Source organism: Bradyrhizobium genosp. SA-3 (assembly GCF_004212635.1).
Classification (GTDB): domain Bacteria; phylum Pseudomonadota; class Alphaproteobacteria; order Rhizobiales; family Xanthobacteraceae; genus Bradyrhizobium.
Genome location: NZ_PSRT01000175.1, coordinates 1 through 14,802, shown reverse-complemented (window position 1 = coordinate 14,802; position 14,802 = coordinate 1). Strand labels below are relative to the sequence as shown.

Here is a 14,802-nt window from a genome sequence, read left to right as displayed (position 1 = left end):
GGCAGGGCGGTCGCCGCCCGCAGGGCTGGTGGCGCCATCCCGACGGCAGCTATGGCTGGGTCGGCCCGGTGTTCTGGCCGTTCGCGCATGACGATCTCACCACCGCGATCGTCTTCGGCGACACCACCAGCCTCTCGCTCTATGGCTATGGCGACATCTATGCCGCGATCTTCACGCCTTATGCGGCCACGGAGCTTGCCGCCTACACCGCGCCGCAAGGCCGGCGCGCGCGGCGCACCCCGTCCGCGGAGACTCTTTGCGAAGCCAGCGACACCGGCGGCCTGCCCGTCGAACGCATCACTGCCGCCGTAGCGCCGAACGAATCGCAGCGCACCGCGCTCGACGAGCTCGCATCCGCCTGGAATACTGCGCGCGACACCATCCGGGCCGCCTGCCCGGCCCAGGCCCCGGCCACCGCCGCCGAGCGCCTCGGCCTGATGCGCGAGCGGCTCGAGGCCATGATCAAGGCAATTGACGCGGTCGCGCCGCCGCTTGCGAAATTCGTCGGCCTCCTCAATGACGACCAGAAAGCCAGACTCAATGCGCTCGGCAATGAGCGTCGCGCCGCGCTTGCCGCGGCTCGGCCCAAGGACGCGCAGGCGGCCGCCGCCTGCAAGCCGGACTACGATCCCCGCTATGACGAAAAGGCGCAGCGCCAATACGAGCAGCTGGTGCAGCAGCAATGGCCCGCGGCCGAGATTGCTTCCACGCTCAAGCTCGACGAGACCGCCCGCGCCCGCTTTGAGGTGCTCCAGGACACCACGCTGCGCACCATGGAGACGCTGAGCGCCTGCCCGGCGGAGGCCGCCGCGACACCGCAGGCCCGCCTCGCCGCCGTGAAGGCGCGGCTGGAGACGATGCTGCAAGCGGTCGGCGGCGTCAGCGATGCGCTCGACGATTTCGAGGCGGATCTGAGCGACGAGCAGAAGGCCGGCTTCGAGGCGGTCGGACCGAAGCGGGGAGCGTGATCACCCGCACGCCCAGTCGAACTTCATGTCCCTGAAGTCGAGCTGCGCATTGCCGCCGCCAAAGTTGTAGCCGCCGAAATATTCCTCGAACTCGATGTAGAACGGGCTCATCTCCGGCACCGCCTGGCATGGCCGCATGGTGCCGCCGAGATGGTTGTGGGCGTGGTCCTTGCTCCAGTCGTGCAGGCGGAAATTGTCGGGGCCCGGCACGCCGCCGACGTAATAGTAGTAAGGCTGATAGCCGGTCGGCGGGTTTTCGCGGGTGTACTCGTCCTGCGGGCCTTTGCCGGCGTTGGGATCGCTCGCGCGTGGCGTCAAGGCAATCGCGCGATTTTCTATGAGATCAGCGCGCGGAGCGCTGGCGAACATCTTCTGCCCGTAAGGCGGCGCGGCCTCGAAGAAGGCGCTGGCGCCGCCGACGTCGGGCCAGCGCGGCCGCTCGGCCGTCGCAAGCGCCAGCGGCGCCGGCGGCGTTGTGAACGCGCCGTCATATTCGGCCTTGGTCAGCAGCAGCGCGGCATATTCATAATCGAGAATGTCGGTCATCCGCGACAGCCGCGGATGCGCTGGTAGCGCCAGCACGGCCTCGCGGATTTCAGGGTCGTCGGGCGCGCCGCCGTCATTGTGATCGGGCCCGGTGGCAAAGAACGACACCGCGACGATGTCCGCGCCATGCACGCGATAATCCTCCGGCAGCAGAAGCGTGAAGCCATGTATCAGCGGATAGCCGCTGACCGGATCGAGCGGCCATTGTTCGCTGGTGATGCCCGGCGGCAGCCCATAGACCCAGCCATGATCGCGCGCGCGGTCGGCGGGACGGTCCAGCATCTGCAAATCATAAGCACGCGAAGGCAAGGCAAACGACACAGGTCGTCTCCATCCGATTTTCGCGAAGCGAGGATTGGTCGCAGGGCGGCGGGATGTGGTTCGGGGGAGAGTGAATTGCGCGAGATTCTCGGCTTCGCCGGCGCGCCTCCCAAGACGAAGGCATCGGCTGCAGGCCTCTTGAGGAGAAATGATATCCGTTTTATGATATACAGCAGTTCGTGTATATCATGGAGGGTTCCGTGCTGGTTTCCAAATGGGGAAATAGCTTGGCCGTTCGCCTACCCAAGGCACTCGTCGAAGCCCTGAATCTTTCGCCCGGCGACGAACTCGACGTGGTGGAGGCCTCGAAGGGCCGGCTCGCCGTGGAGAAGATCGACAAGCGGGCGGAATTCCTCAGGCAGGTGGAGCAGTTCCAGTTTCCCCTGCCCGAAGGCTACAAGTTCGATCGCGATGAGGCGAACGAGCGGTGAGCGCCTTCTTCGACAGCAATATTCTGATCTACGCCTATTCGACCGACACAAAGCGCCAGCGGGCGCTGAACACGATTGCTGGCGGTGGTGTCATCAGCGCGCAGGTGCTGAACGAGTTCACCAACGTGTTGCGTAAGAAGCAGGACTGGCCAATGATCGAGGCAGCTGTGCAGTCCCTCCGCTTTCGCTTTCCCGACATCTTGCCGCTGACATCACACACGCACGCCGCGGCGCTTGCGCTTGCCAGCGGTCACACCCTTGCCTTTTATGACGCCCTAATCGTCGCTACGGCGGTCGAGGCCGGCTGCGACACGCTCTACAGCGAAGACCTGCAACACGGCCGCAGCATCGGCGGGCTCACCATCGTCAATCCGTTTCTCGGGAGCGCACCGTGAACGCCCAGACTCACGTCGCCAAGATCTAGAACTTTACGCATGTCCTGCGCGATCAGGGCGTCTCTGGAGCGCTTTCGTAACGTCGCGAAATCAGCCTGAGCGTCCGACGTGTCAATCACGCCAGCACCCGCGCGAGACCCGGGTAAGTCATTGATCCCACAGCCCCCGGCTACTGTGCATGGGGTTGTTTTCGCATTTTTTGTTTTGGCTAGCCTCGCCGCCGTGCCGCCGCGGCATCCACCACGTTCGCCACCTCCTCGCGCCAGGACAGGATCTCCATCGCCAGCACGGGGTGATTGAAGCCCTTGAGCTGGAGATCGTCGAGCGCGCGGGCTTCGACCCAGGGCTCGACCATGCCGTAGACGCGGCGGCTCACCACGATCTGGTTGGGCTTGGCCTCGCCGCAGAGGCGGGAGGCGAGGTTGGTGACGCTGCCGATCGCGGCATATTCCAGCCGCTGCTCGAAGCCGACCTGGCCGAGCGTCGCGTAGCCGAGCGCAATGCCGATGCCGAAGCCGAGGCTATGCCCGCGATTGCGCCAGCGCTCGGTCAGCGGGCCGATGGTGTCGCGCATCTCCACCGCCATCTTCACCGCACGCTGGATGTGGTCCTCGAATTGGATCGGCGCGTTGAACAGGATCATCACGCCGTCGCCGGCATATTTGTCGAGCGTGCCCTCATATTTGAAGATCAGCTTGCCGAGCGCTGCGTGATATTCGCGCAGCACGTTCATCGCCTCTTCCGGCTCGGTCGCTTCCGTGAACGCGGTGAAGCCGCGCAGGTCGCAGAACACCACGGTCACCTCGCGGCGTTGGCTGGTGAGCAGCCCCTCGGGGCTGTCGGAGGAGGCGATCAGCTGCGCGACCTGTGGCGCCAGGAAACGCTCGAGCTTGCGGATGCGCTCGATCTCGCCGAGCTGGGTCTTGACGCGCGCCTCCAGCGATTTGTTCCAGTCCTTGAGCTGCTCGGTCTGCTCGCGCAGCTTGTCGGCCTGGGCGCGCACGGTCTCGTTCGCCGTCTCCAGCGCGTGGCTCTTGTGGTCGACCTCGGTGAAGAGCCGCGCATTGCGCATCGCCAGCACCGCCTGGTTGGCGAAGGTGCGCATCAGGCCGATGATGCTGGGGGCGAATGCGCCGCTGGCACGGCGCAGCACCACCAGCGAGCCGAGCGTGCCCTGCTGATCGACCAGCGGCACCACCAGCACGGAATGGAAGCCGGCATTGATCGCGGCGTCGCGCAGCGGCTGCTCGAAGGCCTGATCGAGATCGGCCAGCGCGATCGGCTCGCCGCTCCCAGCCGAATCGCTCAGGATGTTCGCGCCTTCGTCGATGGTGACATGCGCGCCCTCGGCCGATTTGTCGATGCCGCCCGCCTCGACCAGGTTGAAGCGGCGCTGTTCCGCGTCATAACCGTAGATCAGCACGGCATCGGCACGGGTGATCTCGATGGCGCGGGCCGCGATGGTCGGCAGCACGGCATTGAGATCGAGCGAGGAAGAGACCGCGCGGCCGACCTCCTCCAGCACCTTGAGCTCGTGGATCGACTGCGCGAGATCGCGGGTGCGCTCCTCGACCTTGCTCTCCAGGTTCGAATAGGTCTCCTGGATCTGATCGGCCATGCGGTTGAACTGGCCGGCGAGGTCTTCCAGCTCGTCGGAGGTGTGGACGTCGATGCGGTGGCTGAAATCGCCCTCGCCGAGCTTGTGCGCGCCGTCGCGCAGCGCCGTGATCGGGATGATCATGCGGCGGGCGAGCAGCGTGCCGGCGAGGATCGCGACCATCAGCCCCATGCCGATCAGCAGCGCGATGCGCACCAGCTGGTCGCGGATCGGCATCAAGGCCTGCGTGGTCGGCTGCTCGAACAGCACGCTCCAGCCGAGCTTCGGCACCGTGCTCGCGGCGCTCATCACCGCATGGCCGTTGAAATCGGTGCCGGACGTGTCGGGCTCGCGGCCGGGCGCGATCGCGGCCGCGATCTGCGGCAGCTTCGACAGGTCCTTGCCGATATCGGGCCCTTTCGAGGATGTCGCCAGCACGCGGCCGCGCGGATCGACCACATAGGCGAACGCGGCCTTGCCGACCTGGGCGTCAGACAGGAAGTCGGAGAGGAAACTGAGATCGATCTCGGCGACTGTGACGCCGGCGTTGAAACCGGAATGCGCCACCGAGATCGACATGTACGGGGTCCGGTCGGCGAACCAGGCCGGCGCGTAGCTGACGCCGCGGGCGACGGTGTCGGTGAAGCGCATGTCGCGGGAGAGGTCGGCATTGCTCCCCGTCGTGGTCGACTGGCGCGAGACGCGCAGCACCTCGCGACCCTCGCCGTTGAGCTGGAACAGCTGATTGACGACCGAGACCTGATGCAGGAGCGAGGCGTAGTCGGCACGGCGCTTTTCGAGCGTGTCCTGGCTCGCCCGCGTCACCCAGCTGATCTGGCGTTCGAGCTCCGAGATCGATTGCTCGATCCGCCGCGCGGCGCCTTGCGCCTTGTCCTCCAGCCCGTCGGTCAGCGACGTCCTAGTGGCGCGGTAGGAGATCCAGGTCTCCATCGCGCCGTTGACGGCGAGCACGAACACGACGAGGCCGACGAGGGAGACGACATATTTGGCGAACAGGCCCTCGCGCAGAAACCGTGTCTTGTCGTTCGCTCCTGCCATCCCGATCCTCTCGCGCCGCCATTGACGCTGCGCGCTACCGGCCGTACCGGCCCTTTCGAGCCGTTCTACCACAATTTGGGCCAAGGGATTGCCAAGGGGCCGGCCGAGCCGCCGTTGTGGTTACCCGCTGTGGACGCCAGAAGCGGTGGCAAAGGGGCAGGTGGAAAAGGGGATGAATTGCTGCAGCCTGCGTCCACCCCTCATCGATTGAAGAGTTGCCGCAGCACGTCGTTCATTGGCTGACTGTCCTGCTGTGCGACCGGCGGGTCCTCCAGGGCGGGCGCCGTGGGCGAGGCCTGTGGGGCCGGCGTGGATGGCGTCGCCGGCAGGCTGCGGCTGCGGCCGGTGCCGGTGTTGGATCCCGCGCCGCTGGAAAGCCCCTGCTGGATCAGATTGCCGATGGCTTCGCCCAAGGGACCGCCGAGCAGATTGTTCTGTCCCGGCTGCTGACCTTGCGGATTGGCATTGCCGGTCGCGTTGCCGCCGCCCGGTGCGGTAGTGCCGCCCAACCCGAGGCCGCCCAGGATATTGCCGAGCCCGGCGCCATCGGGGCCGAACAGGCCCTTGCCCATCTCGCGCAGCTTGGCATAGGCGGCGTCCGGATTGTCCAGCACGCCGGCCATGTCTGGATAGATCCGCGGCTGCGACCAGGTGCCCTGGATCATCACGGGAATGCCGAAGCCGACCGGATCGGAGGTGCGGCCCTGGCCCTCGGTCGTCATCACGAGCTTGGGCTCGACGCGAAAGCCCATCATCTTGGTGTCGAGGGCGATGGTGCCGGCGCCGGTCACGCGCACCAGCGGTCCGATCAGATTGAGATCGGTCGTCACCGCCTGGCCCTTGTCGATGCGGAAGGAGGCCGAGAGCTGCGACAGGTCCGTGCTCTGCTCCTGGCCGGGGTCCTGATTTTCTTGCCAGCCGGACAGCGTGCCCGTGGTCAGCGAGCGGATCATCTGCGCGACGTTGATGCCGCGGATCGCGCCGTCCTGGAAATTGACGAAGGCCGTGCCCTGCATGTTCGCCATCAATGCGCGTTGGCTGGTGCCGGCGCTGCGCAGAGCGAGCTTGGCCTGCAGCTTGCCGTCGATCCGGTCGAATTCGGCAAGACCCTGGAGCAGCGGCAGCGCGCGCACGCCGACGAGGTCGGAATGCATGGCAAAGCTCGGCCCGCCGGTGGTCGCATCCAGGATCACCTCGCCCGAGACCTGGCCGCCATAGGCGCCGAGATTGGCGGTGCCGGCCTTCAACACGCCACCGGCGAGTTTTGCATCGAGCGCGAGCGGCGAAAGACGGGCATCGCCGATCACGGCCTCGTTCGCCGAGATCCTGACTTGCGCATCGACATAATTGAGTCCGGAGACGTCGATCGGTGCATTGCTCCAGGGTTGTCCGGCCGCGCCTTCCGGCGATTTCGCCAGCGGAATCGCGAGCCGCTGGAAATCGAGATCGACCTTGACCAGCGGCTTGCTCGCGATGTCGACCGAAGCCCAACCATTGAAGGCGCCGTCGCCGAGCCTGCCGTTCACGCCGTTGATCATCACGACATCGCCGCTCAGCCGCATGTCGGCATGACCGGTCAGCTGGGATTTCAGCACATCGGGCATGTCGATGGCGAAGTCGACCGGAATCGTCGGCCGGTCGCCCGGCGCCGCTGGTGGGCCCGCCTTGATGTCGAACTTGGTCGGGTGCTCGCCGACGCGCGCGGTGCCGGTGATGTCGACCTTGCGGTCGCCGCCAACGACGGCATCGGCATTGATGGCACTGATGCGGCCCTCGACGCGATCGCGCACGCGCGCGAATGCAACCTCGCCGTCGCTGACCTTGACGCGGTCGATGGTCGCACCGCCCGTGTCGAGTGCGAGCGGCTTTGACGCGGTGCCGGCATTCGGCAGGCGCTCACGCAGCAGCGGCTGGTAAAGCACGGGATGGGTGACGACGAGCTCGCTGATCTCAGGGCGGCCCGACCAGACGCTGGAGAGCGACATGTCGGCCTGCACGCTGTCGACCGTCACGCGCGTTATGCCGCTGCGGTCCTTCGGGTCTTGCAGCGTGAGGTCGTTCAGGGTGACGTTCAGCGTCGGCCACAGGCTGATCTTGGTGGTGCCATCGATCGACAGGCGATAGCCGGTCGCGCTCTCGACCCGCGCGGCAATCGTCGAGGTCAGGAAGCCGGAGGGGATTCCGACCACCAGCAGGACCGCGATCGCGATGATGACGACAGCCAAAGCCGCGCCGGCGAATTTCAGTGCTCTCATGTCGACTTCCCAACGACGGACGATCGGCAGCGAACCCGGCGGATTACCCGTCCTTTGCGCCCGTCTTTTGTGCCTGAGTTTATCCCGGGACGGGAAGCGGCTCCAAGCGCGCAAAAATAGTCGGGGGGTGCTGCAAAGTTATGTGACTTATGACACACTTCTCCGGCGCGGTTTTACGCGATCCTGATGTTGATGGTTCCAAGCGATTTGCCAAGGACATTCACGAGTAAATTGACGAGGACATTGAAATGAGCAAGCAGGCCGAATTTGCGGTCATCCTGAAGATGAACGCGATGTTCGCGGATCTCGGTGCGGACGAACTCCAGCGGCTGTCCAATCTCTGCCACACCCAGCATCTGGGGAGCGGCGAGGTGCTGTTTCAGAAGGGCGATCCCGGAAACGCGCTGTTCGGCGTGCGCCGCGGCCAGGTCCGCATCGAGACCGGCGCCTCCGACGGCAGCCGGCTGACGCTGAACTTCATGGGGCCGGGCGACCTGTTCGGCGAGGTCGCGGTGCTGGACGGCCAGAGCCGCACGGCGGATGCTACCGCAGGCGAGGCGAGCGAATTGTTCGTGCTGCGGCGCGAAGATTTCCTCGGTTTCCTCGAGCGCGAGCCAAAGGTCGCGATCAAGATCATCGCGCTGCTCTGCCAGCGCATCCGCTGGCAGAGCGAGCGCATGGAGGAATCCATGCTGCAGCCGCTGCCGGTGCGGCTGGCGCGGCGGCTCTGCGCGCTCGCCGCCGATTTCGGCTCCGAGGTGCACATCTCGCAGGAGCAACTCGGCGTCTTCGTCGGCGCCGCCCGCGAAAGCGTCAACCGCCAGCTTCAGGCCTGGCGCAAGGAGGCGATCCTGGATCTCCAGCGCGGCCGGATATTGCTGCGGAACATGACCAAGCTGACGGCGATCGCGCGAAACGAGTAGGGCCTCAGGTGCGCTCCTCTCGGCCGTGCCAGATGCGCGTGATGAGAATGTCGCCCGCCTCCGGAACGGTGACGTATCGCACGACGTAACCTGATGAACCAAAGCGGACGATGATCTGGCGGATGCTCGCGTCTTCAGTCGGCTTACCCAAAGCCGGCAAGTCCTGGAGTCGGTCGATGGCCTTCCAAATCAAGGCCAAGGCGCGCTTTGCTGCGTCTGGATTGACCGTATCAAGGAAGCTTCGCAGCCGCTCGATATCTTCAGCGGCGGCCGGCGAAAGCAGGATCATCTGATCTTGCGCGGTTGGGGACGAGGCAACTCGTCAACAGAACCCCAGCTTGCCACCCACGTCTTGACGTCATCGAGCGAGACGGCAAGACCGGTGCGCTTGTATTCGTCGTAGCGCTTGCGATCTTCCTCGATGTCAGGGTGAGAAAGATCGACGACCGAATCCAGCAAGGCGACGGCCTCGGCCAGGACTGTTGCGACGTCCTTTCCGCGCTCAGAGGCGATTTCCCTGAGCCTGGCATCGGTATCAGCATCGATCTCAAGCGTGCGACTTACGAGGGTCATGCCTAAAAGATAGCACTTCGTTCGCTCATGTCGAGCCCTGGGTCGCGAAGGAAGATTCACTCCGCCGCTGGGCGCGCGATGTTCTTCGGCGCCGGTGCCGCTTCCGCCGAACTGGCGCCCGCCGGCGCTGCTCCGTGGTGACCGGCAACCGCGGCGTCCTCGCTGTGCACGATCAGCCGCTTGCCGAAGCGCCAGATCAGGGCGCCGAAATCGTCCATCACCATGAACATCGCGGGCACGAACACCAGCGACAGGATGGTCGAGAAGATCAGGCCGCCGATCACCGCGAGCGCCATCGGCGAGCGGAACTCGCCGCCGGCGCCGACCGCGAGCGCGCTCGGCATCATGCCTGCGGCCATTGCGATCGTGGTCATCACGATCGGGCGGGCGCGTTTCATGCCGGCGTCGATCATGGCCTCCTCGCGCGGCTTGCCGGCGTGAATGGATTCGATGGCAAATTCCACCAGCATGATCGCGTTCTTGGTGACGATGCCCATCAGCATCAGGATGCCGATCCACACCGGCGTGGTGAGCTGCTTGCCGGTGACGAGCAAGGCGGCGATCGCGCCGCCGATCGAGAGCGGCAGCGAGAACAGGATGGTGATCGGCTGCAGGAAGGTGCCGAACAGCAGCACCAGCACGGCGTAGACCATCATCAGGCCGGCCGTGATCGCAGTGGCGAAGCCGTCGGACAATTCGTTGAGGCTTTCGGCGTCGCCGGAGGGGGAGACTTTCACGCCTTTCGGCAGGCTCTTCATCACCGGCAGCTCGTAGATCTTCTTGGTGGCATCGCCGAGCGCAGCGGAGCCGACCAGGTCGGCCGCAACGGTCGCCTGTCGCTCACGGTCGTAGCGGTTGATGCTGGTGGGGCCCTGGTCGAGCTTGACGTCGGCGATGACCGAGAGCGGCACGCCGCCCTTCTCGCCGTGCTCGCCGAGCGGCACGCGGAGCTGCTCGAGCGTCTTCAGATTGCCGCGCGCGGCGTCTTCGAGCTGAACGCGGATCGGCACCAGGCGGTCGCCGACGTCGAACTTGGCGAGTGCGGGCCCGACGTCGCCGATGGTGGCGACACGGATGGTTTGCGACAGGCTTTCGGTCGAGACGCCGAGCCGCGCGGCGAGATCGGCGCGCGGCTCGATGCGCAGTTCGGGCCGCTCCAGCGAGGTTTCCGAGATCACGTTGGAGATGGTGGGAATGCGTTTCATCTGCGTCGCAAGCTCGCTCGCGACGTTGTTGACGATGTTGGGATCGACACCGGTCACCACCAGCGAGATCGCGCGCAGGCCGTTCTCGTCCAGGAACCAGAAGCGGATGTCGGGAACGTTCTCCAGCTCCTGGCTGATCGAGAACTCGAGCTCGCGCTGAGTGATGTCGCGGCTGTCCTTGGGCGTGTAGTTGATGATCAGGGCGCGCGCCGGACTTCCTGGGTGCCCGGCGGGACGCGCCCGCCGTCGACGAAGATGCTCTTCACCTCGGGCCGCTTGCGCAGGCGCGCGACGATGTCCTCGGTGACCTTTTCGGTATAGGCGAGCTGAGTGCCCGGCGGCAGCTCGAGGGCAAGCAGCGAGCGGGCGCTGTCCTGCGCCGGCAGGAAGCCCTGCGGCAGCAGCGTGATGCTCCAGATCGAGGCGGCGAAGATGCCGAGTCCGATCAGCACCGTGATGAAATAGTGCCTCACCGACCAGGCCACGATTCCATGATAGGACCGCAAAATGCGGCCGGGCGGCGGCTCCTCATGCGAACTGTGCTTGAGGAAGTAGGCGGCCAGCACCGGGGTGACGAAGCGGGCCGCGAGCAGCGAGAAGAACACTTGCACCGAAACGGTGATGCCGAACTGCTTGAAGAATTGTCCGGCGATGCCCGACATGAAGCTCGCGGGTGCGAAGATCGCGATGATCGTCAGCGAGATCGCGATCACCGCGAGGCCGATCTCGTCGGCGGCCTCTAACGCGGCACGATAGGGCGACTTGCCCATATTCATGTGCCGGACGATGTTCTCGATCTCGACGATGGCGTCGTCGACCAGAATACCCGTCGACAGCGTGATGGCGAGGAAGCTGACGAGGTTCAGCGAGAAGCCGAGCAGGTCCATCGCCCAGAACGCCGGGAAGATCGACAACGGCAGCGAGATCGCGGCGATGATGGTCGCGCGCAGATCGCGCAGGAACAGGAGCACGATGACGACGGCGAGGATGGCGCCTTCGAATAGGGTCGAGATCGCCGCGTGGTAATTGCCCTTGGTATATTCGACCGAGGTGTCGATCAGCTTCAGATCGACGTCGGGATAGCCGGTCTTGAGCGCATCGATGCGCTTCTGCACGGCCTCGGCCACCTTCACATCGCTGGCGCCCTTGGAGCGCTTGATGCCGAGCGCGACCACCGGCTCGCCGTTGAAGCGGGCGAAGGTGCGGCGGTCGGCGATGGTGTCGGTGACGGTGCCGAGATCGTCGAGCCGGACTTCGCCGCCGCCGAACAGCGGGATCATGGTGCCGGCAAGATCGCCCAGCGTCTTGGCGCCGGCGAGCGTGCGGATGGCCTGGTCGTTCTTGCCGATCTCGGCGCGGCCGCCGGCGACGTCGACATTGGTGCCGCGCAGGCTCTGGCTGACATTGACCGCGGTCAGCCCCATCGCTTGCAAACGGTCGGGATCCAGCGAGACCAGGATCTCGCGCTCGACACCGCCGATGCGCTCGACCTGGGCGACGCCGCGCACGCCTTGCAGCGCGCGCTTGACCACGTCGTCGACGAAATAGGAGAGCTGCTCCGGCGTCTTGCCGGGCGAGATCGCGGCATAGGTGACGATCGGCAGGCCGATGACGTCGACGCGCTGGATCAGCGGTTCGGTGACGTTCTGCGGCAGGTTGGAGCGCACGCGCGTCACCGCGTCCTTGACGTCGTTGAGCGCGCGGTCGGTGTTGGTCTCCAGCGCAAACTGGATCGTGGTGACCGACAGGCCATCGGTGATCGAAGAGGTGATGTGCCGCACGCCCTCGACGCCGGAGACGGCGTCTTCAACCGTCTTGGTGACCTGGGATTCGAGCTCGGCCGGCGCCGCACCGAATTGCGATACCGCGACCGAGATCACGGGAATATCGGCCGACGGCAGCCGTGTGATCGCGAGCTTGGTGAAGGAGGTCCAGCCGAGAACCAGCAGGATGATCGAGAAGACGACCGACGGCAACGGATTGCGGATCGACCATGCCGAGATATTGAGAGCCATCAGCGTACCCGCGTGCGATCGAGTTCATCGGCGAACATGGTTTTGATCTGGTCGCCATCATGGAGCGAAGAGCCAGCGTCGGCGACGACGATTTCGCCGACCTCGAGCCCTTCCAGGATTTCCGTCGCGCTGTCGGACGACAGTCCGACCCGCACCTTGCGCGTCTCGACAATGTTGCCTTTGACGACTTGCACGGTGAGATGGTCGATCGCGGTCTTGGGGATCGAGACGCCGCAGCTTCGCTTGGCGTCGATCGAGGCGCGGGCGAATACGCCGACCTTCAGCGAGGGATTGTTGGTGACGCTGATGCGGACGCGCCCGAGCTGGGTCGTGCGGTCGATTTCGGGTGCAACCAGCCGGACCCGGCCGATCAGATCGGGCGCGTCGTCGCGGCTGATGCGCACGGTCGCGCCGGAGCTGAGCTTGGGCATGTGAACCGCCGGGACCTGGGCGTCGAGCTCGATCTCGTTGTTGACGGCGATGCGGAACATCGGGCCGGCCTGCGGCGAGGCCGGCGCGCCGACGATGGTGCGGACCTCGGTGACGAGGCCCGGCGCGGGCGCCTTCAGCGAGATCGGGCCTTGCGGGCCGGGTCGCTGCTGCTGGCCCGGGATCTGCGGTGGCGCGGTCAGGCGCGCCAGCTCCTGGTTGTCGGTGACAGTGGTGCCTTCGGTGACGAAGAGGTCCGTGACTCGCGAGCCTTCCTGGTCGGCGACGACCACGGCCTCGCGGCGCGGCACGAAGAAGCCGGTCACCCGCACGAGGTCGGAGAAGCAGGCATTGGTCGACTTCGTCACGATGACGAGCGCCTCGCCCGGCGTTTCCTTCGCCTCGGGGCGGCGCCGATGTTCGAACAGATAATAGCCGATGCCGAGCGCTACGACGAACGCCACCGTTCCGGCCGGCTTGAGATATGCGGAAAGGTTCATCGCCGGATCACCCTGGCCTGGCTCACGGCCGTCCGTACGAGGCCTATCGAGAGCGTTTCCCTGAAATAAAGCGGCGTCCCGCAAGGCTGCGGGACGCGCTTTGGAAGCGAGACGTTACACCACATCACGACGTGTCACTGCAAAGGATTGCGTCGTGCTTACTTCGATGCGGTGGTCTTGTTTTCCATGTTGACGACCTGCACGCGGCGGTTGACCTCCGCCATCGGCTGGCTCGGATCCTTCAACTTGCTCTTGCCATAGCCGACGGTGACGAGGTCGGTCGCCGAGATGCCGTACTTGTCGACGAGGTAGCGCTTGATCGAATCCGCACGGCGCTCCGACAGGTCCTGGTTGTAGGCTTCGCCGCCGGCGGCGTCGGTGTGACCGGCGACCACGAAGGTTGAGCCCTTCAGGTCGGGGCTGGTCAGCGCGCGACCGAGCGCCTGCACCGAAGGCATCGATTTGGTGCTGATATTGGCGGAGTTGTAGTCGAACGTGATCTCGAGATCGATGTTCGGCTTGTCCTTGGCGACCGAGGCGATTTCCTCGCGCTCGGTCGACGACAGCGAGCGTGTCGAGCGGCCGCGCACGGACTGGATCAGCTTGGTCTCCGCCGCGTTCGGCGCGGGATCGGCCTGCGGGGCGATCGAGAGGCCGCGGGTCAAAGGCTTCTTCGGCGGCGGTGCGAGCGCGCGGACGATCTCGTCCTCGGTGACGTTCTTGCTGTTGCTTTCGTCGCCCGCGAAGGCGGGCGAAGCCGGCAGCGACAGAGCGGCGCCGATGGTGATGATGGACAGGATCGCGGTCAGTCCCTTTGCAGCCAATTTCATAGCAGTCCCTCCTGCGCAGCCAGCTCGCGCATTTCCAAATTCCTGCAACAAGCCCTCGGGAAAGGCCCCCTTGCGGCATCCGCCCATTAGTCTTCCTTGGGCTGTTGAAGGTTCGAGGCGTCTGCTGCCTCAACCCAAAAAAATATCAACGCACTCCGTAGCTTGCGAATTCCTGAACGATGTTCGGATCCATCGCCTTGGCATTGGCGATGTCCAGCGCGCCTTCCTGGGCGGAGCCGTTGCGCTGCTTGGCGAGGCCGCGTCCGTAGAGCGAGGACGTCAGGCGCGGGTTGATCCGCAGGGCCGCGTCGAAATCGGCGATGGCGTTCTTGACCGCTCCTGATTTCAGGTTAACGAGTCCGCGGCTGTCCAGCGCATCGACGAAGTTCGGTCGCAGCCGCAGCGCCTCGTTGCAATCCTTGAGCGCGGCCTGGAGATCGCCGACCACGGTGCGGGTCCAGCAGCGGTTGTTCAGCGCCTCGACGTCCTTCGCGTTGATGCGGAGCGTATCGTCAAAATCCTTGATGGCGAGGTTGTAGGCGCCCTTGCTGGCATAGACCTGGCCACGCCGGTAAAGCGCGTTCACGTCGTCCGGATTGGCGGCAATCTTGGCCGTCAGGCTCTTGATCGTGGGGTCGTCAGCCAGGACGGCGGGGCTCGGTCCGCTGTCCGTGCTCGGCGCGGGACCGGGATCAGCCGGCTTCACGGGCGGCGGCGGTGGCGGCAGGGCGGCCTCGACCTGCGGCTTCGGCGAG

At 65.4% G+C, this 14,802-nt stretch carries 12 protein-coding genes and 1 pseudogene; 4 read left to right on the top strand and 9 right to left on the bottom strand.

The window, feature by feature from the left end:
• A partial coding sequence (locus CWO91_RS37370) for a Spy/CpxP family protein refolding chaperone (RefSeq protein ID WP_130220420.1) occupies positions 1 to 968 on the top strand: 968 nt, incomplete at its 5' end.
• On the opposite strand, the gene CWO91_RS37365 is transcribed toward CWO91_RS37370, so the two are convergent.
• Entirely contained in the window at positions 969 to 1,796 is an 828-nt protein-coding gene (locus tag CWO91_RS37365) for a hypothetical protein (RefSeq protein WP_245471494.1), read from the bottom strand.
• Between the two features lie 239 nt (positions 1,797 to 2,035).
• On the opposite strand from CWO91_RS37365, the gene CWO91_RS37360 reads away from it, so the two are divergent.
• Together CWO91_RS37360 and CWO91_RS37355 are read left to right on the top strand one after the other, a co-directional pair.
• Positions 2,036 to 2,266 (top strand): AbrB/MazE/SpoVT family DNA-binding domain-containing protein, encoded by a 231-nt coding sequence (locus CWO91_RS37360; RefSeq protein WP_130220418.1) that lies wholly within the window; start codon positions 2,036 to 2,038, stop codon positions 2,264 to 2,266.
• Positions 2,263 to 2,661 carry a PIN domain-containing protein gene (locus tag CWO91_RS37355; protein WP_130220417.1) on the top strand — a complete coding sequence of 133 codons (399 nt, stop codon included), beginning with the start codon at positions 2,263 to 2,265 and terminating at the stop codon, positions 2,659 to 2,661. The genes CWO91_RS37360 and CWO91_RS37355 overlap by 4 nt, the downstream gene beginning before the upstream one ends.
• 208 nt (positions 2,662 to 2,869) lie before the next feature.
• On the opposite strand, the gene CWO91_RS37350 is transcribed toward CWO91_RS37355, so the two are convergent.
• Positions 2,870 to 5,317, bottom strand: coding sequence for an adenylate/guanylate cyclase domain-containing protein (locus CWO91_RS37350; protein ID WP_130220416.1), 2,448 nt, complete (start codon positions 5,315 to 5,317; stop codon positions 2,870 to 2,872).
• A gap of 200 nt (positions 5,318 to 5,517) precedes the next feature.
• Complete coding sequence (locus tag CWO91_RS37345; protein ID WP_130220415.1) at positions 5,518 to 7,572, bottom strand: AsmA family protein; 2,055 nt, start codon at positions 7,570 to 7,572, stop codon at positions 5,518 to 5,520.
• Between the two features lie 248 nt (positions 7,573 to 7,820).
• On the opposite strand from CWO91_RS37345, the gene CWO91_RS37340 reads away from it, so the two are divergent.
• Positions 7,821 to 8,495 carry a Crp/Fnr family transcriptional regulator gene (locus CWO91_RS37340; RefSeq protein ID WP_128930729.1) on the top strand — a complete coding sequence of 225 codons (675 nt, stop codon included), beginning with the start codon at positions 7,821 to 7,823 and terminating at the stop codon, positions 8,493 to 8,495.
• A 4-nt stretch (positions 8,496 to 8,499) separates the two neighbouring features.
• On the opposite strand, the gene CWO91_RS37335 is transcribed toward CWO91_RS37340, so the two are convergent.
• The 6 genes and pseudogenes from CWO91_RS37335 to CWO91_RS37310 form a co-directional block, all read right to left on the bottom strand.
• Positions 8,500 to 8,784, bottom strand: a complete 285-nt coding sequence (locus CWO91_RS37335; RefSeq protein WP_130220414.1) for a type II toxin-antitoxin system RelE/ParE family toxin — start codon at positions 8,782 to 8,784, stop codon at positions 8,500 to 8,502.
• A complete protein-coding gene (locus CWO91_RS44755; RefSeq protein WP_245471493.1) occupies positions 8,781 to 8,954 on the bottom strand; it encodes a hypothetical protein in 174 nt (57 codons plus the stop codon). The genes CWO91_RS37335 and CWO91_RS44755 overlap by 4 nt, the downstream gene beginning before the upstream one ends.
• Before the next feature lie 170 nt (positions 8,955 to 9,124).
• A pseudogene (locus tag CWO91_RS37325) lies at positions 9,125 to 12,288 on the bottom strand (efflux RND transporter permease subunit).
• Entirely contained in the window at positions 12,288 to 13,217 is a 930-nt protein-coding gene (locus CWO91_RS37320) for an efflux RND transporter periplasmic adaptor subunit (RefSeq protein WP_130220412.1), read from the bottom strand. Before CWO91_RS37320 ends, CWO91_RS37325 begins: the two are co-directional and overlap by 1 nt.
• A 158-nt stretch (positions 13,218 to 13,375) precedes the next feature.
• Positions 13,376 to 14,047, bottom strand: a complete 672-nt coding sequence (locus CWO91_RS37315) for an OmpA family protein (protein WP_130220411.1) — start codon at positions 14,045 to 14,047, stop codon at positions 13,376 to 13,378.
• Between the two features lie 145 nt (positions 14,048 to 14,192).
• Positions 14,193 to 14,802, bottom strand: a 610-nt coding sequence (locus CWO91_RS37310) for a tetratricopeptide repeat protein (protein ID WP_130220410.1), incomplete at its 5' end; no start/stop codon positions are given.

What these genes read in the sequence shown, in the direction of transcription:
- CWO91_RS37315 (WP_130220411.1), bottom strand. Translation starts at nt 14,047, where the DNA reads ATGAAATTGGCTGCAAAGGGACTGACCGCGATCCTGTCCATCATCACC.
- CWO91_RS37365 (WP_245471494.1), bottom strand. Translation starts at nt 1,796, where the DNA reads ATGCTGGACCGTCCCGCCGACCGCGCGCGCGATCATGGCTGGGTCTAT.
- CWO91_RS37350 (WP_130220416.1), bottom strand. Translation starts at nt 5,317, where the DNA reads ATGGCAGGAGCGAACGACAAGACACGGTTTCTGCGCGAGGGCCTGTTC.
- CWO91_RS37320 (WP_130220412.1), bottom strand. Translation starts at nt 13,217, where the DNA reads ATGAACCTTTCCGCATATCTCAAGCCGGCCGGAACGGTGGCGTTCGTC.
- CWO91_RS37335 (WP_130220414.1), bottom strand. Translation starts at nt 8,784, where the DNA reads ATGATCCTGCTTTCGCCGGCCGCCGCTGAAGATATCGAGCGGCTGCGA.
- CWO91_RS37345 (WP_130220415.1), bottom strand. Translation starts at nt 7,572, where the DNA reads ATGAGAGCACTGAAATTCGCCGGCGCGGCTTTGGCTGTCGTCATCATC.
- CWO91_RS37340 (WP_128930729.1), top strand. Translation starts at nt 7,821, where the DNA reads ATGAGCAAGCAGGCCGAATTTGCGGTCATCCTGAAGATGAACGCGATG.